The sequence below is a fragment of the Kitasatospora purpeofusca genome (assembly GCF_000718025.1).
GTDB lineage: Bacteria > Actinomycetota > Actinomycetes > Streptomycetales > Streptomycetaceae > Kitasatospora > Kitasatospora purpeofusca.
Genome location: NZ_JODS01000022.1, coordinates 1 through 17223, shown reverse-complemented (window position 1 = coordinate 17223; position 17223 = coordinate 1). Strand labels below are relative to the sequence as shown.

The window sequence follows — 17223 nt, the reverse complement described above, 5'->3', positions numbered from 1 at the left end:
ACCGCAACCCGTCGTTGTCCGTGCCCCGCCCCTCCGTCCGGGGGTGGGGCACGAACGGCGAACGCGGCGGGATCAGTTGGGGCGGCGCCGGGTGAACTCCGCGATCTGGGAGCGCCGCAGGGCGTCGAACTTGAGGTCCTCGCGGCTGGGGTCGGGGAGGACGGCATTGGGCCAGACCAGCGCCAGTTCGTAGCCGAAGTCGGCGAGCCAGTCGAGGCGTTCGGTGAGGACGGCGCCCGGTGCCTGGGTCTTTCGGGACTGCTGGAGGACCGGCCAGGGGTTCTGGGTGCGGCGCATCGGTCCGATCTGGTCGAGCACCACCTTGTCGCCGCGGGCGGCGGCGTCCCGTTGCAGGGCGTCCAGCTCCCCGGCGGTGATGCAGCCGAACTCGCCGAGGAACGGGCGCGGGCCGCTCAGGCCGGACAGCACCGGCAGGGCGTCCACCCCCCGGAGCGAGGCGTAGTAGTGGAACTGCGGGCGGGTCACCTTGACGCTGCCGAAGACGTTGGCGATGTCCCGGTGGAAGCGGTGCCCGACGGTGGACGGCAGACCGGCCGCCTCCACGGCCGCGACGCAGTCCCGCATGAGCGCGGTGAGTGCGTCCTGATTGACGTACTGGCCGAAGAGGTCGCCCGTGATCGGGCTGACGCACCAGTACGGCTCGTTGACGACGTCCACGGCGTGAACGACCTTGCGGTGCTTGGCGATCGCCGCGACCAGCGGCTTGACGGTGCCGTTGACGAAGGTCGCCCGGAGGTTCCGGTCCTCGGCCACGGCCCGCCGGCCGCGGCCGTAGTTGAGGTCGGTGGGGGTGGGCGGCCCGGGGCCGAAGTACTTCAGCGACCAGGCCTCCGGCTCGTCGAAGAAGCCGAAGTCGAGGAGGACCGGGATGATCCGCATGTCCGCCTTCTCGCACTTCACCAGGAGCTCCTCCACGTCGTCGAGGAACTTCGGATGGATCCGTTGCGGTGGTTCGAAACGCCAGCGGGCAGCGCCGTTGAGGGCGCTGACGCAGAAGACGGTGCCGTCGTAGTTGACGCCGTGCGCCATCAGCCACATCCGCACCACGGTGACGCCGAGGCCGCGCAGCGTGGCCAGGTTCCGGTCCAGGCCGGAGCTGGCCGCCTGCCACGGATGCGGTCTGCCCTTCTCGTGGATGTTGGGCCCGATGGTGATCGGGTCGTTGCGCATCCAGGGGTAGTTGACCCCGACCTCCATCAGGACCTCCAACGCTCGGCTTCCGCCGGCTCAGCTCATCTGCGGGAGATTGGTGTTGAGTTGAATGTCGGTGCCGGAGGACGGGGTGTACTCGTTCCACTCGGCGATCAGCTCGCCCTTCTCCCCGGGCTGGACGACGGGAACCGGCGTCACGGTGCCGTCGTGCCGGTGCAGCAGCCGGTCGACGGTCAGCCGGCCGGGGTCGGGGACCGCCACGACCGTGCAGGTCTCCTGGAGGTCGCGGTGGCGGGTGGAGTCGATCACGACCGGCGCGCCGACGGTGAAGCCCCGGCTGGAGGTGACCGGGACGGTCACCGGCAGCGCGGGGTTGGCCGGGTTGGGCCCGATGACGACCGAGCACTCGGTGCTCACGGTGTCCTCGATCCGGACGGTGCCGCGGCCCGGGTTGGCCGGCGGGATGCCGGGGTAGTAGCGGTCGTCGTAGGCGGCGATCTCCTGCGCGACGGTCAGGTAGGGGTGGTCGGCGGGGATGTCGGCGTCCTTGAAGCCGCCCTCGCAGAAGCGCACCCAGGCGTCCTCCCAGCCCTTGCGGATGGTCAGCACGATGCGTGCGCCGCCGGCCCGCAGAAAGGCCTGCCGGGTGGGGTCGGGGTGGCGGATGCGGCGGATGAAGTCCCAGGAGTCGGGGGCGTCCCAGAAGTAGGAGTAGAGGAAGGTCACCACGTTCTCCCACTCCACGGCCTGGTTGACGAAGCGGACCAGGTCCTCGTGGCGCCTCAGCCCGGCCCAGGCGCCGTCCGGCGGGTGGAGCATCCCCGGCGCGAACCCGGCGCCGTGCGCGGTGTCCACGCCCGCCGCGCGGAGCGCGTCCACCGCGCCGGGGGCCATGAACTCGTACTCGGTGCCCAGGAGATGGCGGAGCACGCACTTCATGATCTCGTCGTTCTCCTCGCGCCGCAGGGTGAGGGTGTCCACCCCGGCGAGGCGGTCCTCCAGGGCGGAGATCCGGTTGGCGATGTCCTGCTGCTCGGCGAGGTACCTGGTCTGCGCGGCGTCGTGCAGCATGTTCCACACCTGGGACTGCCAGCGGGAGAACAGCTCGGGCGTCCGGGCGGTGGTGACCTTCAGACCCACCCAGGCGGGCCCGACGTCATGGAGGAAGATCAGCACGTTCTGCTCGCCGGTGCGGCCCTTGAAGGCGTTGTACGGCGGGTCGCTGAGCACCACGGCGTCGTGCAGGGGATCCCCGGAGTCCCTCTCGAAGCCGCTGCCCTCCACGCCGTAGTGCATCCGCGGGTTGTCGCTGAGCATGCCGAGGTGGAACTCCGCCGTCACGGCCGAGATCGCGTAGCCGTCCTCGATCCGGAAGCGCATCGGGTAGAAGTGCCAGCCGCCGCCGGCCGGCACGTTGTCGTTGGGGAAGAGCTCCTTGGTGGCCTCGGGCGGATCGGGCACCTGCACGCCGTACAGATCGCCGAGGTAGCGGTAGTGCTTGCGGTTCGGCGGGAACCCGGGCGCCTGGTCCGCCGGGCGGACGTCGTCGGTGATGTCGTCGTGCGGCAGGTTGAAGACGAACGGACCGAGGGCGGCCCGCAGCGCGGCGAGTTCGACGTAGTCCTTGCGGATCGCGGCGGAGGGCTCCGGGACCACGATGTCGTAGGCCGCCCGCAGCCCGTACCGGTAGAGCCGGACCCGCCAGGTGCGCAGCAGGCTGAAGTAGTCGATCCGGACCGCCTGCGTCTGGCTCGGGTTCTTCACCGTCCGGGTGGTGGTCTCCTCGGTGCCGGTGACGGTCAGGGTGGAGATGGTGACCTTGTGCTCCTGCTTGGCCCGCGAGGACGCCTTCTGGGTCAGCCCGGAGGCGTGCTTGCGGCTCTCCGACGCGGAGGTGGAGGAGCTGTCCTGGGCGGTGAACCCCGACGAGGCCGAGCCGTTGATCACCGGAATGCCGCCGGACACGGTGCCGGTGATGTTGAACTGGTTGGAGTGCTGCTGCTGGCTGGCGGTGGACTGGGAGAGCTCGGTGTTGTCGGTGACTCCCGTCTCGCTGTAGCTCTCCAGCGAGTCCGTCACGATGGAGGTGAACTCCCGGGAGGTGACCGACCACTCCTTGTGGGTGACGGCCGTCTCCTCCAGCGGGGCCAGTGGGATGGTGGCGATCAGCTCACCGCGCTGGATGCCGGCCGGCGCCATCTCCAGGCGCTCCAGGTTGAGCATGCTCAGCCGGCTGGAGCGGGTGTTGAACACCAGGTTCTGGACGGCGAGGACGGCCCGGTCGGCGTGTGTGTCCCCGTCCTGCCCGCCGCTCCCGTTCCCGTTCCTGCTCCGCCGCAGCTGCGCGACCGCGAGGCCGAACGCGACGAGTTCGCCGACCGGCACTGCGGCGAACGGCGCCGGCCCCGGAGGCTCCGCCGCGCCCTCCTCGTAACCGGCGAGCAGCCGGGCGAGCGCCGCTCCGCCGGGTTGGCCGGCGGCCTGCGCGACGGCCTCCACCTCGCCCGGGCGCAGCGCGAGTTGGTGGGCGAAGCTGTGCTTGAGCAGCGCCTGGCCACCGGACGGCGGCGTGATGTCCAGCGCGACCAGGGTGGCCTTGGGAATGTGCCGCGAGGCCGGCGCCAGGACGGGCGAAGGGTCCGTCGGGGCCGCCGGGGTCGGGGGAGTCGGGGTCGAGGGGGTCGGGGGATTGGCAGGGGTCGGGACGCCAACTGCCGCTGCCGGAGCGGCGGACGACGGGTGGCCGGCGGTGGTGGCGGGCTCGGATGCGTGATCGGACATGGTCGTCCCCCCGGACGCGTCGATCTGGCGAGCAGTCAGGAAGCGGGCACATCAAGCCTAGGAATCCCGTCCGCACGATGACCAGGCCCCGACCTCCACTGTCACCTCATCGAGTGACACCACCACGGCGTGTCGCCCTCGTTGCCCCGTCCCGCGCCTCGGCGCGCGGGCCCGGGCGGATCCTGGCCCGGGCGGGCGCACCGTCGGCGTCGGACGGTCGCGGGCGGGGTACGGCGGGCCGGGCGCAGCGGGGTGGGTGGTCAGGCCGGGGTCAGGGCGGATTCGTCGAGGCCGTCGAGGATGAAGCCGTTGTCGAAGCGGACCCGGTAGCCGGTGCCGGGGGCGAATCCGGCGCCGGGGCCTGTGGCGGCGATGACGCGTTGGCGGAGGTCGTCGACCAGGGCGGTTGCGAAGCTGTCCAGGCGGGCGCCGCGGACCTGTTCCTCGAAGCTGGCGCGGAGGGCGTCGGCGGTGCCAGTGGTGCCGGCCGAGGCCGGGCCGGCGCCGGTGACGGTGCCGACCAGGCCTCCGGCGAGGGAGAGGGGGCCGGGGGCGCCGAGGCCGGCGGCCCTGCCGTCGGCGGTGACCGGCACGTCCCTGGTCAGCTTCACCCTGGCACCGATCGCGTACGACATGGTGGTCCCCCCTCGTTCGAACACTGTCCTGGCCGGGCAAGCCTAATCGGGCTGTTGTGAGGGGCAAGGGTGTTCGGTGCCGTTCAGCGCGGCCGGTCGTGCTGCCAGTCCCAGGGGACGGCGGCGAACACCGGGGCGTCGGCCGCGCGGCGGAGGCGGTGCGGGCCGCAGTCGCGGTCGAAGCGGGCGTGGCTGCCGGGGGCGGCGTCGCGGAGGTCGGCGAGGAGGGCGTTGTCGGGGACGAGTCGGGCCAGGCCGGAGAGGGCCGGGTCGGCGTCGGCGGCGCGGAGCAGAGGTGCGGGGCGGAGCGGGAGTCGGGGGCCGTCGGGGTGCAGGGCGTCCCAGAACTCGTCGGCGTAGGGCTGGACGCCGTCCTCGAAGCCGACCTCGTCGACGAGGTCCTCGGCGGTGGTGATCAGCCGGTCCAGCCAGGCGGCGAGCGAGGGGGCCTGGACGTACAGTCCGCCCTCCCGGTACTGCATCAGCACGTGGCCCCAGGTCCCGTCGGGGGCGATGTCCACCCAGGTGAGCCCGCCGCCGCCGTCGTCCGACACCATGTACCGCGGGTCGGGCAGGGCGGGGTTGCTCCGCTGACGCGGGTGGCCGGTCAGGCGGACCTCCACCGGCGGGACGGAGAAGCCGCCCAGGTGGTGCAGGAGTTCGCGCTCGGCGGGCGGTACCGGGAACGGGAGGCCGGTGGCGCCGAGGCCGGGGCGGACGGCGAGGTCGAACGGGACGCGGGCCGCCAGCGCGTGCAGACGGGTGGCCAGGGAGTGACCGGTGATCATGGCGCCAAGCTACCGGAGCCGTTGCCGCGGACGGAGCTGCCGGAGCCGCCGGAGCCGCCGGGCCGGACCGGAGCCCGCCGGATCGGCCGGGTGGGTGCCCGTCGGCGCGGGAACACCCCGCGGGCCGCTCCACCCGCTATCCAGGGTTCATGCCGCTCTCGCACCCCAGCAGTACCGGAGGACTTCCCGGACGGCGCCCCGCGCCCGGCGGCGGTGCGGCATGCCGGTGAGGCGGCCCGGCCCGCGGCGTCCGACCGGGTCGGTCACCGGCCAGGCGGTCGGCCCGGCGACCGGGGCTGGCCCCGTGCTGCGCCGGCTGTCCGACTACGCCTGGCGGCTGCTCGTCGTCGCGGTGGCCGCGTACCTGGTGCTGACGGTGCTGGGGCGGTTCCACCTGATCACGCTGGCCGCCTTCCTCGCGCTGGTGATCACCTCGGTGGTCCGGCCGCTGGTCGATCTGGCCGGGCGGGTCGTCCCGCGTCCGTTCGCCGTGCTGATCGGCCTGGCTGTCGCGATCCTGGTGCCGGCCGGTCTGCTCGCGCTGATCGGCGAGACCGTGGCGGCCGATGTGGACCGGCTGGACCGGGAGTTCCAGGGCGGTCTGGACCGGCTGGAGCGGGCGCTGGAGGGCGCGCCGCTCCGCCTCGATCCCTCGACCTTCGACGACCTCCAGCGGAAGGTCGCCGACTTCGTCTCCGAGCACCGCTCGACGCTGATCAGCACGGCCCTCAGCGGCGCCGGGCGGCTGGTCGAGGTGGGGACCGGGGCCGCGCTCGCGGTCTTCATGTCGGTGTTCTTCCTGCACTCCGGGGACCGGATGTGGCGGTGGACCGCCGCCCAGTTCCCGGCCGCCGCCGGGGAGCACCTCGACCGGGGCGGCCGGGTCGCCTGGCGGACCTTCGCCGGCTACACCCGGGGCATCTTCGTCGTCGCCGCGACCAACGCGGTGATGGTCGGCATCGCCCTGTACTTCCTGGACGTGCCGTTGGCCCTGCCGTTGACGGTGCTGGAGTTCTTCGCCTCCTTCGTCCCGCTGGTCGGCTCGCCGATCGCGATGCTGGTCGCCTCGGTGGTGGCACTGGCCGCCCGGGGGCCGGTGATCGCGATCGTCGTGCTGCTGCTGATCGTGGTGATCGGGCAGATCGAGGGCCATCTGCTCCACCCGCTGGTGATGAGCAGGGCGGTCAGCCTGCACCCGGTGGTGGTCGCCGTCTCGGTGCTCGCGGGCAGCATCGCGGCGGGTGTCATCGGCGCGGTGGTCGCGGTGCCCCTGGTCTCGGTGCTCTGGGCGGTCTACGCCGACCGGCGCGGTCCGGTGGAGGGGGAGGAGACGGTACCGGGGCCGGGGACCGCGGCCTCGGTGCCGGTGGGGCGGCGCCGGTGACCTGCGCCGGGCCCGGTCGGTTCAGCGGGCGCTGCCGAGGTTCCGGTCGGCGTCGCTGCCTTCGAGCATGAGGGTGGTCTCCTCGATGCGGCGGAAGCGGCCGTCGGCGGCGAACTCGGCGAAGACGTAGACCTCCATCCGGACGGTGGAGCCGTCCGTCTTGACGACCTCCATGGTGTGCCGGTCGGCGTAGCGGTCGCCGTCGGCGAGCTCGTCGTGCACCGCGACCGATCCGCCGGCGACGACCGTGCGCAGGTGGGCGATGTGCGCGAGGAACTCGGTGCGGTCCGCCCAGCTGCCGTCGGTGCGCTGGCGGTAGTCGGGGGCGAAGTGCCGGTCGGCGGCCTCGTCGAGGTCGAGGCCCGGGGTGAGGAGGAGGTCGGTGAGGGCGGCGCGGATGTCGGTGCGGGTGGTGGTGGTGGTGGTGGTGGCGGCGGTGGTGGCGTTCACGGGTTCCTCCGGTGGGGTGGCGGGTGTCCCTGCGACACCCTGCTGAAATGCGTGCCTTGAGCACGCTTATGACTGTAGCAGGGAAAGCGTGCCCCGCGCACGCTAATCTTCGGGGGTGACCGATACGACAGGACAGGACATCGCCGAGGCCCTCGGGCTGCTCCTCCGGCGCAGCACCCGCACCAACCTCCACGCCCGGCTGACCGAGGGACTGGGCGAGGGGGTCGACGACCTCACCTACCCGCTGCTCAGCGGCCTCGCCCGCACCGGCCCCCTCAGCGCCGCCGACCTCGGCCGCGAGATCGGGCTCGACCGCACCACCGTCACCCGCCGCGCCGACCGCCTGGAACGGACCGGCCTCCTCGAACGCCACCCCGACCCGGCCGACGGCCGCGCGACCCTGCTGGCGCTCACCGACGACGGCCACGACATCGTCGCCGTGACCCGCCGACGACTCGCCGCCGACATCGAGACCTCCCTCGCCGGCTGGCCCCCGGCCGACGCCCGGACCTTCGCCCGCCTCCTGCGCCGCTTCCTCGACGAGGGTCCGTTCGCCCCCGACCGCGACTGACCCCGGCACCCGCCGCCCGCCGCCCGATAGCCTCCCCGCGGGGATCGACCGATGCGACGGGGCGTCATGACCGGGGGCGGGACAGTGGGCGAGGGGCAGGTCGTGGGCCGGGGCGGGGCCGGGGACGAGCACGGCGGGCGTCCGATCGAGGAATCGGCGCCACTCGGTCAGCCGGAGCCGGAGCCGGAGCCGGAGCCGGAGCCGGAGGCGACACCGACGCCGCAGTTGCCAGCGCGACCGGCCCGGCGCCGCTGGTCGCGCGGCAGGCGTCGGTCCGTCGGGCTCGGGCTGCTCGCGCTCGCCGCACTGCTCGTCGTGCTGACCTGCGCGGGGATGCGAGCCGGCCAGTCCGGAGGGCTGGTGGTGCTCATCGAGGTCTTCGACCACCCGCTGCCTCTCGGCGCCCTGGTCGGGGTGCTGCTCGCCCTCGCGGTCTTGATCGGGATCCGCTCCGTGTCGGCCAGGGCACTGCTGATCGCCCTGCTCCTCGGTGGGGCGCTGCTGATCTCACCCGTTGCGCTGCTGCTCTTCGACGACATGCCGGAGAAGACCGCGGACCGGCCGGCGCCGGGCCGGCCGGACCGCAGCCTGGTCATCCACGAGGGCGCCGCGATGATCGACCCGCTGTGGTGGGTGTCCGTTGACGAGGGCTCGGGGCTGACCGCGCGGCGGTGGCCGGTCGGTTTCTTCAACGGCGACGCCACCGACAACGAGCTGACCTCGGCGGAGTGGGACGGCCCGGACCGGATCCGGCTCGCGACCCGGGGCGGCGAGGTGTTCGTGGTCGCCCTCGACCCGGAGACCGGCCGACCGGGGCAGCAGGTGCGGGCCGGGTGACCGGGGGCTACGCCGCGAGGCTCCGTGCCGCGTCGCGGATGACGTCGAGCACGAAGTCGGGGTGGGACAGCATCGGCACGTGGCTGCTGTCGACGGCGTAGGTCTTCGCGCCCATGCGTTCGGCGGCCGCCCGCTCCAGGTCCGGGTTCACGGTGCGGTCGTTGTTCGCGACGATGTACCAACTGGGCTTCGTGCGCCACGCGGTGCCGGGGACCTGCTGGCTGAACAGGTCCGGGACCGGCACGGCGCCCGTGGCCAGGACGAGCTGCTGCTCCTCCGCCGGGAGGTCGCCGCAGAAGTCGCCGATGCCCGCCTCGGTGAGCCAGATGCGGCCGCCGGAGATGTCGAGGCTCTGGAAGACGGGTGTGCCGGCGAACTTGTTCTGCTGGTCCTGCGAGGTCTCGTCCTCGTCGGGGGCGAGTGCGGCGATGTAGACCAGCGCGCCCACGCGGTCGTGGACGCCCGCCTTGGTGATCAGGGTGCCGCCGTAGGAGTGCCCGACGAGCACGACCGGGCCGGGCACATGGTCGATGGAGCGGGTGACGCACGCGACGTCGCCCGCCAGCGAGTCGAGGCCGTGCTGCGAGCTCGCCACCGTGTGGCCCTCGGCCTGGAGCACGGGGACGAGCTTGTTGAAGCACGAGCCGTCGGCCCAGAGTCCGTGGGCGAAGACGATGCTGGCCTTGGTCGTCATGTTGTCCTCCTGCGTCGATGTCTAGCCATGACGGAAACCGTGGGGGCCGAAGCCCACTCCAGCCTCGGAGGTGCCCCGGACTTCCGCGCCCCCAGCCGGGCGCGCGGTGCATCCGAACGGGTGCCCGGTCCGGGGTCGCGGCCGCCCGGCGGTTACCGTGGCCGGAGTTCCGCACCCACCCAGGAGGCCCCCGCATGGCGATCCGGCGCATGGACAACGTCCTCATCGTCGTCGAGGACCTCGACGCCGTCGTCGCGTTCTTCGTCGAGCTCGGGATGGAACTCGAGGGGGCGGGGCCGCTGGACTGGCCCGGGGCGGAGCGTGTCATCGGCCTCCACGACGTCCGCCAGGACGTCGCGATGCTGCGGGTTCCCAACGGTCCCGGCCGGGTCGAGCTGGCGAGGTTCCACCGGCCGAAGGCGATCACCCCCGAACCGAAGGACGCCCCGGCGAACACGCTCGGCCTGCGCCGCGTCATGTTCGCCGTCGACGACATCGAGGACGTCGTCACCCGCCTGCGCCCCCATGGCGCCGAACTCGTCGGCGAGATCGTCCAGTACGAGAACGTCTACCGGCTCTGCTACGTCCGCGGCCCCGAGGGCATCGTCGTCGGCCTCGCCGAGGAACTCGGCTGACCGAGCCGCCGGCCGCCGCCGCTGCGCTCAGGGTGCCGGGGTCGGCTGCGAGATGCGGGTGAGGGCGTCGCGGAGGGCGGCGCGGGTGGTGATGCCCAGTTTGGGGAAGGCGCGGTAGAGGTGGGCGCTGACGGTGCGGGGGGAGAGGCGCATCTGTTCGCCGATCTCCTTGTTGGTCAGGCCTCCGGCGGCGAGTTCGGCGACGCGGCGCTCCTGCCAGGTCAGGGGCAGCGGGGCGGGCGAGGGGGTGTGGGGGGCGACACCTGCGGCCCGGAGTTCGGCGTGGGCGCGGGCGGCCCAGGCGGGGGCGCCGAGGCGGTCGAAGGCCTTGGCGGCCTGGGTGAGGGGGAGGCGGGCGGCCGCCGCGCCCTGGAGGCGGCGGATGCCGATGCCGTGGGCGAGCCGGATCCGGGCCAGTTCGAACGGGAAGCGCTCGGCGGCCGGGTGGGACTGGGCGCGGGCGTAGTGGGCCGCGGCCTCGGTGTCGTCCTCCGCCGTCATGGCCAGGGCGCCGTGGGTGACCAGGGCCAGCCGGGGGGAGAGGTCGGGCAGGCCGGCGTCCCTCGCGGCCAGCGCGTGGGCCCGGGCCTGTTCGGCGCGGCCGGTGTGCAGGGCCGCCTCGACGAGGTCGAGCAGGGTCCGCGAGGCCTGGTAGGCGTAGGGCCGGAACGCGCCCGGTGCCGTGATGCCGATGGCGTGGAGGAACGCGGTCTCGTAGTCGCCGTCGCCGAGTGCCGCGGTGGCGCCGACGGCGTCGGCGATCTGGGTCAGGAATCCCACGCCGCGCGGTCGGGCCCACGCGTCGACGGCGGCCTGCAGCTCGCGGGCCTCGGTCGTCCGGCCGCGTACGGCGGCGAGTTGGGCGAGGTAGGCCCGGGTCTGGTGGGCGAAGAGGCCGTGGCCGCGTTCGGTGGCCAGGGCGAGGGCGCGGTGCCCGGTGCGTTCGGCGGCGTCCCACTGGCCGAGCGCCAGCTGGTCGAGCAGGACCAGGTGCAGCATGACGATGCCGCTGGACATGGCGCCCGTGTCGAGCTCGCGGTCCACGATGCGCTCCAGGTACGGGCGCAGCGGGCTCAGGACGTCGAGGTGGTACGCCGACACGGCGAGGCGGGTGACGTCCCACGGGTCCTGGTCCGCCAGGCTCGCCGAGGCCCGCTCCACCCGCCGGGACCAGCCGGCGCCGTGCCGGACGACGTCGCTCCAGGTGCTGCCGTACATCCAGGCGCGTTCGGTGGCGAGCTCGCCGAGGGTGGCGAGGACCTCGTGGGTGCGCTGCCAGGTGGCGCGGTTGCCGGCGTACTGGCTGACGGCGAGCAGGAGGCTGACGAGCCGGTCGAGCACCTCGTCGGGGAAGGGGGAGTCGGGGCCCCGGTCGGAGTGGCCGGGGCGGCGGTCGGGGGAGTCCCGGAGCCGCTCGACGGCCGCGACGATCCGGCGGTGGGTGGCCCTGACCTCGCCGTCCCGGTACAGCGCCAGGTAGGAGTCGGCGAGGACGGCGGCGGGGCTCTCGTCCGCGCCGGGGGCGGCGGCGGCCAGCGCGAGGCTGCGTGCCCGGCCGAGGTGGTCCGCCTGCCCGGCGACGTACGCCGCCTCGCCGAGCCGCCTGGACCGGTCGACCCGGGTCTCGCTCAGCTCCGCGGCTCGGGTCAGCCAGGAGACGGCCATCCGCGCGCCGCCGCGCCGGGTGGCCGACCGGGCGGCGGCCTCCAGGTCGGCGGCCACGCCCTCCTCGGGGTCGACGGTGGCGGCCGCCAGATGGATGGCGCGCCGTTCCGGGTACTCCCGGTGCAGCTCCGCCAGCACCCGGTGGGCGGAGCGGCGCTGGTCCGGTGTGGCGAGCTGGACGACGCTCGACCGCACCAGCGGGTGCCGGAACGCCAGCTCGCCGGTGACCGGTTCGACGACCAGCAGGCCGCACGCGACGGCCTCGTCGACCTCGCGCATGCGGTAGCGCGCGATCGGTGCCGGGCCGTCGCCGGGCCGGGCGGCCGATCCGTCGAGGGCGCCCCGGAGCAGTTCCGCGCGGACGGTGTCGCCGAGGCGGGCGAGGCGGGCGGCGTAGATCTCCTGGATCCGCCGGGGGAGCGGTACGCCGTGCAGGCCGAGGAGGTCCTGGGTGGCCCGGTCGCCGGGGCCGGCGGTGAGGTGGGCGGGCAGTTCCAGCAGGGCGAGCGGGTTGCCGCCGGCCTGTTCCAGGACGAGCCCGCGGACCTGCCGGCCGAGCTGCGGGTGGTGCAGGTCCAGCAGGCGGGTGGCGTCCGCGTCGCCGAGGGCACCGACCGGTGCCTCCGGCAGCGCGGCGGTGTCGAACCGCGAGGCGGTGTCGGCGCGGACGGCCACCAGGAGCTTGACGCCGGGGCGGCCGGCCAGTCGGCGGCCGACGAATCCGCACACCTCGGCGCTGGCCCCGTCCAGCCACTGGCCGTCGTCGAGGACGAGCAGAAGAGGGCGGCCCTTCGCCGCCGTCCAGGACAGCAGGTCGAGTACGGCGATGCCGAGCGCCATGACGGGCGGCGGCGGACCGTCGGACCGGCCGAAGGCGGCGTCGAAGGCGGCGCGGGCGCCGGCGCTCAGCAGAGGGGCGTCGGAGGGCCGGTCGTCGGACGGCCGACCGTCGCAGGATCGGTCGTCGGAGGTGGGGAGCAGCGGGTAGAGGAGCTGGTGCAGCCCGGCGTGCGGCAGCCCGCTCTCCGCCTCGACCCCGGTGGCGCGGACGACCGACTGCCCGTCCTCGGCCGCGAGCCGTGCCGCCAGGTCGAGCAGGGTGCTCTTGCCGACACCCGCCTCGCCCCTGAGGACCAGGGCCTGCCCGTCGGGGGCCCGGACGAACGCGGACAGCCGCGCCCGCTCGGCGTCCCGACCGACCATCACCATGCCCGGTTCCACGCCCGGTTCCCTCCCCTGACCCGAAGGCGCGCGACCGCGGCCGTATTCAACTGGACGGTTAGTTGATTACACTGTGGCTCTGGTGAACCTGTCAAGTAAACGGTTAGTTAGGAGCAGGGTGCATGGAGCGCGACGCCGAGGCCACCAAGCGGAGACTCGTCGCGGCCGGCCGGGCCGAGTTCGCCGCACACGGGCTGAACGGCGCGCGCGTCGACCGCATCGCCGCCGCCGCGCGGAGCAACAAGGCGCAGATCTACCACTACTTCGGGAACAAGGCCGGACTGTTCGACGCGGTCTGGAACGAGCTGGTGGAGCAGATCGTGGTGAGCGTGCCGCTCGACGTGGACGACCTGCCCGGGTTCGCGGCCGGTCTGGGCGACCTCTACGCCGCGGACCCGGACATGCCCCGGATCATCACCTGGCAGCGGCTGGAGCACGGCGACGCCTTCAACGAGCTCGCCGTCGCCGAGGTGCGCAGGCGCAGCGCCGACATCGCCCGGGGGCAGGCCGACGGCCGGGTCTCGACCCGGTTCGAGCCCGAGGTGCTGTTCGCCCTGCTGGTCCATGTCGCGATGCTGTGGGCGGCCGCGAACCCGGAGGTGCTGACGGTCGTGGACGTCGCCGACCGTGAGCGCAGCCGCGAACTGATCCGCCGGATCGCCACCGTCCTGGCGGAGTGAGCCGGCCGGATACCGCTCAGCACTGCCAGAGGAACGCCGCCTCGGTGCAGGGGGAGCAGGTGAAGGCGTAGGCCCGGCCGCTGCCGAAGTTCATGGCGGTGAGGGGATCGGGGCCCTCCTGGAGCTGGACGGCGAGCCGCATCGGCTCCGCGCAGGTCGCACAACTCGGCGTCTGGTCGTACTGGAGCCAGGCCGGTGTGCCGTTGAGCCGGCCGAGGACGTGGTTCCGGGGGCGGCCGGTCCGGGCCGCCCAGGCGGCGCGTGCACTGTCGAAGTCCGGGGCGTCCGGGAGGTGCTGGGGTTCGGCGGCGCGGGTGGCGCCGAGGAGCAGGACCTCGTCCTCGTCCTCGTCCTCCTCTTCGTCCTCGAACTCGTCCGGGTCGTCCGGGTCGTCCTCCTTCTCCTCCCCTTCGGCCTCGCCCTCGTCGAGGTCGGCCGGCACCGGAAGGGGGATCGGCACCAGCCCCTGGGCGGGGAGGATCAGCGCGAGGTTGGCACCCGAGCGGGCCTCCCAGTCCTGGCAGACACCCGGACGGTTCTGGCAGGCGAACAGCACCAGCAGCCGGTCCTGCGGGCCCGGACCTCCGGTGACGGCCGCGCCGGACCCGTCCAGCACGATCTGCGCGAGGAACTGCATCGGGCCGCCGCAATCGGCACAGGACGGCCAGGCGGTGCCGGGCGGGGCGAGCGGCACGCCGCCGATGCGCGTGACCGTCGCGTCGGCCGCGACCGGGCCGCCCTCGGTGATCAAGGTCGTCATACGGCCCGACTGTAGGACACCGCGCCGACAGCGCCGGGCTCCCGCCGGCACTGCCCGGCCGCAGCCGGGGGGCGGGCTTGGCAGGCGGGAGGGGGAGTCTTGTATCGTTCTCCGCGAATCATCCAGAGGGGTGGAGGGACCGGCCCTACGAAGCCCCGGCAGCTCCCCGTTCGACCCGGCGTCCGAAGTACGCGCCGTGCCGATCGGGATCAGTGCCAACTCCGGCCTGTCGCCAATGTGGCGCGGGAAAGATGAGGAGACACGGTGCTTTCTGTGCTGTCCTTCCCCCGGGCGCTTCCCGTCCCGGACCTTTCGCGTACCCGTCTCGTGCCCGGCGCAGGCAATCGGCCGACTTCTGCGGCCCGCCCTCGCTGACCACCCCCCGGCTCCCTGCGGGGGGCCTCCGTGAGCGCGCCCCCTGGCGGCTCGCGGGATCTGAGACGGAGACATCCATGGAGAACACGAGTGGCGTCGGCGTGCTCGACAAGGTCACCTCGATCCTCGGCACCCTGGAGGCCGGTCCGGCCACCCTGGCCGGACTCGTGGCCGTGACCGGCCTGGCCCGGCCCACCGCGCACCGGCTCGCCGTCGCGCTCGAGCAGCACCGGCTGGTCGCCCGGGACGTGGAGGGCCGGTTCATCCTCGGCCCCCGGCTCGGCGAGCTCTCGGCGGCCGCCGGGGAGGACCGGCTGCTGGCCGCCGCCGGCCCGGTCCTGGCCCGGCTGCGCGACGTCAGCGGGGAGAGCGCCCAGCTCTACCGCCGGCAGGGCGGCGTCCGCATCTGCGTGGCCGCCGCCGAGCGCCTCTCCGGCCTGCGCGACACCGTCCCGGTGGGGGTCACCCTCCCGATGAAGGTCGGCGCCGCCGCCCAGGTCCTGCTGGCCTGGGAGGAACCGGAGCGGCTCCACCGGGGCCTCCAGGGGGCGCGCTTCACGGCGACGGCGCTGAGCGGCGTCCGGCGCCGGGGCTGGGCCCAGTCGATCGGGGAACGCGAGCTCGGGGTCGCGTCCGTCTCCGCGCCGGTCCGTGGCCCGGCCAACCGGGTGGTGGCCGCCGTCACGGTCTCCGGTCCGATCGAACGGCTCACCCGCCACCCCGGCGCCCTGCTCTCGCAGACGGTCGTCGAGGCGGCCGACCGCCTCACCGAGGCCCTCCGCGTCACCTGACGGGCCCCGGTCGCGGGGGTGTCCGCCCCTGCGGCCCGGTTCGTCAGCCCAGGCTGTCGAGGTCGATGCTGTCCGCCATGACGCGGTATCCGAGCGGCCCGGGGTGGAGGTGGTCGCCGGCGTGGTAGCCGTCCGGGATCGCTCCGGTGTCCTCGGGGTCGACGGCCCGGTCGAAGTCGGCCACCGCGTCGTACGCGCCGGAGGTACGGATCCACTCGTTCAGGTCGCGGCGCAGCCGGTCGGTCTGCGCGGTCCAGAAGGGGGCGCCGCCGAAGGGCATCAGCGTGGCGCCCACGGCCTTGACGCCTCGGGCGTGGGCGGCCCGGATCAGGGTGCGGTGGGCGTCGATCAGCCGCTGGAGCGTCACCGGCGGGTCGTCGCGGTCCACGCCGCAGATCTGGTCGCCGCTGCGGAGGATGTCGTTCATGCCGTGGGAGACGATGACGGTGCCGACGTTCGGCCGGTCGAGCACATCGCGCCGGAACCGGCGCAGGGCGCTGTCCCCGGCGCAGGCGGAATCGGCGAGCAGCTTGTTGGAGCCGATGCCGGCGTTGAGCACCGGCCGCGGTCGGCCGGTGGCGAGGAGCCGCTCGGCGAGCAGGTCGGGGTAGCGGTCGTCGCCGTCGACGGTGGCGCCGAACCCGTCGGTGGTGGACTCGCCGAATGCCACCACCGCCCTGCCCACGGGCCGCCCGCCGGTGACCTCGACCCCGCCGAGGTAGTACCAGGAGCCGTACCCGGGGCGGACGGCGTCGGTGAACGCCGCCGCGCCGGTGTCACCGCGATGGTCGCCGTCGGCCCGGTAGGTCGTGCTCATGGACAGCTGGTGGTAGGTGGCCGGGCCGGTCGGGCCGTCGAACCAGAGGGTCAGCGCCACCCGGTCGCGGGCCGCCGTCGGCAGCGGCACCGGATCGCTGAGGATCTCGCCGCCCGCGGGGACGACGACGGAGTCCCGGTGCCCGAAGCGCAACGGCAGTACCGTCCCGGGGACGACGGCCGCCCCGTCGGCGGCCCGGCCGACAGTGGCCCCGCTCAGTCGCAGTGGCGTCGTCCCGTAGAGATTGGACAGCCGGAACCGGACGGCCTTGCCGCCCGTGCCGAGTCGCACCACCTGCCGCACCGACTGGTGGTCGAAGCCCTGCACGGCCCAGGTCCGGAACCACGGCGCGGCGGAGGGCCGCATCATCGGCGCGGACCACGCGGCCGACCAGCGCTGCGAGTACGCCGGGGCCGCGCCCCCGGTGGCGGTGGCCGAGGCAGCCATGGGAACGGAGGTGGCGGCGACGGACAGGATGCTGGTCAGCGCGGCGACGGATGCGGCGCGGGCGAACACGTTCATGGAGCGCTCCTCGGGAAGGTCGGTCGGTCCTGCCCCCTTGACCCGGGGCGGTGCGGGAATGTGACAGCGGACCGGCACGGACGGCCGACGGTCGGGTCGGGGCGGACCCGATTTGTTCTGGGCGCGCAGGAGGAGTACTGTCGCCCAGTCGCCTGGCAGGGAGCACCGGACACGCAACAGCGCGGACGGTCCCGAGGTGGCCAATCCTCTGGAAATAACATCGTCACCCGGCTTCGGGTTTCTTTGTCGTGTCCATTTGTGGGGATTACGGCCGGATTCGCTTTTCGGAGCGGGGGTCGGCTAGAGTTTGGAACGTCGGACGGGGCGTCAAGCCGCAGAAGACATCAGCGAGTTGGACGAAGGAAGCGCCGGGAACGGCACGGAAAACATCTGATAAGCTGGGAACACGAAAGAACGAAGCGCCCGGAGGGCCGGTGTGAAAGC

15 protein-coding genes and 1 riboswitch are annotated in these 17223 nt (G+C 73.7%); of the genes, 6 read left to right on the top strand and 9 right to left on the bottom strand.

Annotated elements, in window-relative coordinates:
* Nucleotides 1-72: 72 nt before the first annotated feature.
* From IF01_RS0127215 to IF01_RS0127200, 4 genes are all read right to left on the bottom strand, one after another.
* Nucleotides 73-1218, bottom strand: a complete 1146-nt coding sequence (locus IF01_RS0127215) for a hypothetical protein (protein WP_157855360.1) — start codon at nucleotides 1216-1218, stop codon at nucleotides 73-75.
* A gap of 30 nt (nucleotides 1219-1248) precedes the next feature.
* Nucleotides 1249-3954, bottom strand: a complete 2706-nt coding sequence (locus IF01_RS0127210) for a hypothetical protein (protein WP_051756274.1) — start codon at nucleotides 3952-3954, stop codon at nucleotides 1249-1251.
* Between the two features lie 260 nt (nucleotides 3955-4214).
* Nucleotides 4215-4589, bottom strand: a complete 375-nt coding sequence (locus tag IF01_RS0127205) for a hypothetical protein (RefSeq protein WP_030396187.1) — start codon at nucleotides 4587-4589, stop codon at nucleotides 4215-4217.
* Nucleotides 4590-4672: 83 nt separating this feature from the next.
* Entirely contained in the window at nucleotides 4673-5377 is a 705-nt protein-coding gene (locus IF01_RS0127200; RefSeq protein WP_030396186.1) for an SMI1/KNR4 family protein, read from the bottom strand.
* Between the two features lie 304 nt (nucleotides 5378-5681).
* On the opposite strand from IF01_RS0127200, the gene IF01_RS0127195 reads away from it, so the two are divergent.
* On the top strand, nucleotides 5682-6761 hold the full coding sequence (locus tag IF01_RS0127195) for an AI-2E family transporter (RefSeq protein WP_051756349.1): 1080 nt from the start codon (nucleotides 5682-5684) through the stop codon (nucleotides 6759-6761).
* A gap of 21 nt (nucleotides 6762-6782) precedes the next feature.
* Here the strand turns inward: IF01_RS0127195 and IF01_RS0127190 are convergent, their stop codons facing one another.
* A complete protein-coding gene (locus IF01_RS0127190) occupies nucleotides 6783-7211 on the bottom strand; it encodes a nuclear transport factor 2 family protein (RefSeq protein WP_051756271.1) in 429 nt (142 codons plus the stop codon).
* A gap of 115 nt (nucleotides 7212-7326) precedes the next feature.
* Between IF01_RS0127190 and IF01_RS0127185 the strand changes: the two genes are divergently transcribed.
* On the top strand, nucleotides 7327-7782 hold the full coding sequence (locus tag IF01_RS0127185) for a MarR family winged helix-turn-helix transcriptional regulator (RefSeq protein WP_030396183.1): 456 nt from the start codon (nucleotides 7327-7329) through the stop codon (nucleotides 7780-7782).
* 225 nt (nucleotides 7783-8007) lie between these two features.
* The gene (locus IF01_RS0127180) at nucleotides 8008-8619 is read left to right on the top strand and encodes a hypothetical protein (RefSeq protein ID WP_157855359.1); all 612 of its coding nucleotides are present in this window, start codon (nucleotides 8008-8010) and stop codon (nucleotides 8617-8619) included.
* Between the two features lie 7 nt (nucleotides 8620-8626).
* Here IF01_RS0127180 and IF01_RS0127175 read toward each other — a convergent pair whose 3' ends face one another.
* Nucleotides 8627-9313, bottom strand: a complete 687-nt coding sequence (locus IF01_RS0127175) for an alpha/beta fold hydrolase (protein WP_030396181.1) — start codon at nucleotides 9311-9313, stop codon at nucleotides 8627-8629.
* A 194-nt stretch (nucleotides 9314-9507) separates the two neighbouring features.
* On the opposite strand from IF01_RS0127175, the gene IF01_RS0127170 reads away from it, so the two are divergent.
* On the top strand, nucleotides 9508-9948 hold the full coding sequence (locus tag IF01_RS0127170) for a VOC family protein (RefSeq protein WP_030396180.1): 441 nt from the start codon (nucleotides 9508-9510) through the stop codon (nucleotides 9946-9948).
* Between the two features lie 27 nt (nucleotides 9949-9975).
* Here the strand turns inward: IF01_RS0127170 and IF01_RS0127165 are convergent, their stop codons facing one another.
* Entirely contained in the window at nucleotides 9976-12816 is a 2841-nt protein-coding gene (locus IF01_RS0127165; RefSeq protein WP_030396179.1) for a helix-turn-helix transcriptional regulator, read from the bottom strand.
* Nucleotides 12817-12956: 140 nt separating this feature from the next.
* Between IF01_RS0127165 and IF01_RS0127160 the strand changes: the two genes are divergently transcribed.
* Nucleotides 12957-13514, top strand: coding sequence for a TetR/AcrR family transcriptional regulator (locus IF01_RS0127160; RefSeq protein ID WP_030396178.1), 558 nt, complete (start codon nucleotides 12957-12959; stop codon nucleotides 13512-13514).
* A 16-nt stretch (nucleotides 13515-13530) separates the two neighbouring features.
* Here IF01_RS0127160 and IF01_RS47735 read toward each other — a convergent pair whose 3' ends face one another.
* Nucleotides 13531-14274, bottom strand: coding sequence for a DUF1963 domain-containing protein (locus IF01_RS47735; protein ID WP_030396177.1), 744 nt, complete (start codon nucleotides 14272-14274; stop codon nucleotides 13531-13533).
* 115 nt (nucleotides 14275-14389) lie between these two features.
* A riboswitch (SAM riboswitch) is annotated at nucleotides 14390-14532 on the top strand.
* Between the two features lie 194 nt (nucleotides 14533-14726).
* Here IF01_RS47735 and IF01_RS0127150 point away from each other — a divergent pair.
* Nucleotides 14727-15440 (top strand): IclR family transcriptional regulator, encoded by a 714-nt coding sequence (locus tag IF01_RS0127150; protein WP_030396176.1) that lies wholly within the window; start codon nucleotides 14727-14729, stop codon nucleotides 15438-15440.
* 43 nt (nucleotides 15441-15483) lie between these two features.
* Here the strand turns inward: IF01_RS0127150 and IF01_RS0127145 are convergent, their stop codons facing one another.
* A complete protein-coding gene (locus IF01_RS0127145) occupies nucleotides 15484-16779 on the bottom strand; it encodes an SGNH/GDSL hydrolase family protein (RefSeq protein WP_030396175.1) in 1296 nt (431 codons plus the stop codon).
* Between the last annotated feature and the right edge of the window lie 444 nt (nucleotides 16780-17223).

Excerpts from the sequence above, each read along its gene's own strand:
- IF01_RS0127215 (WP_157855360.1), bottom strand. The coding sequence starts at position 1,218 with ATGGAGGTCGGGGTCAACTACCCCTGGATGCGCAACGACCCGATCACC.
- IF01_RS0127210 (WP_051756274.1), bottom strand. The coding sequence starts at position 3,954 with ATGTCCGATCACGCATCCGAGCCCGCCACCACCGCCGGCCACCCGTCG.
- IF01_RS0127205 (WP_030396187.1), bottom strand. The coding sequence starts at position 4,589 with ATGTCGTACGCGATCGGTGCCAGGGTGAAGCTGACCAGGGACGTGCCG.
- IF01_RS0127200 (WP_030396186.1), bottom strand. The coding sequence starts at position 5,377 with ATGATCACCGGTCACTCCCTGGCCACCCGTCTGCACGCGCTGGCGGCC.
- IF01_RS0127175 (WP_030396181.1), bottom strand. The coding sequence starts at position 9,313 with ATGACGACCAAGGCCAGCATCGTCTTCGCCCACGGACTCTGGGCCGAC.
- IF01_RS0127170 (WP_030396180.1), top strand. The coding sequence starts at position 9,508 with ATGGCGATCCGGCGCATGGACAACGTCCTCATCGTCGTCGAGGACCTC.
- IF01_RS0127165 (WP_030396179.1), bottom strand. The coding sequence starts at position 12,816 with ATGGTCGGTCGGGACGCCGAGCGGGCGCGGCTGTCCGCGTTCGTCCGG.
- IF01_RS0127160 (WP_030396178.1), top strand. The coding sequence starts at position 12,957 with ATGGAGCGCGACGCCGAGGCCACCAAGCGGAGACTCGTCGCGGCCGGC.
- IF01_RS47735 (WP_030396177.1), bottom strand. The coding sequence starts at position 14,274 with ATGACGACCTTGATCACCGAGGGCGGCCCGGTCGCGGCCGACGCGACG.
- IF01_RS0127150 (WP_030396176.1), top strand. The coding sequence starts at position 14,727 with ATGGAGAACACGAGTGGCGTCGGCGTGCTCGACAAGGTCACCTCGATC.
- IF01_RS0127145 (WP_030396175.1), bottom strand. The coding sequence starts at position 16,779 with ATGAACGTGTTCGCCCGCGCCGCATCCGTCGCCGCGCTGACCAGCATC.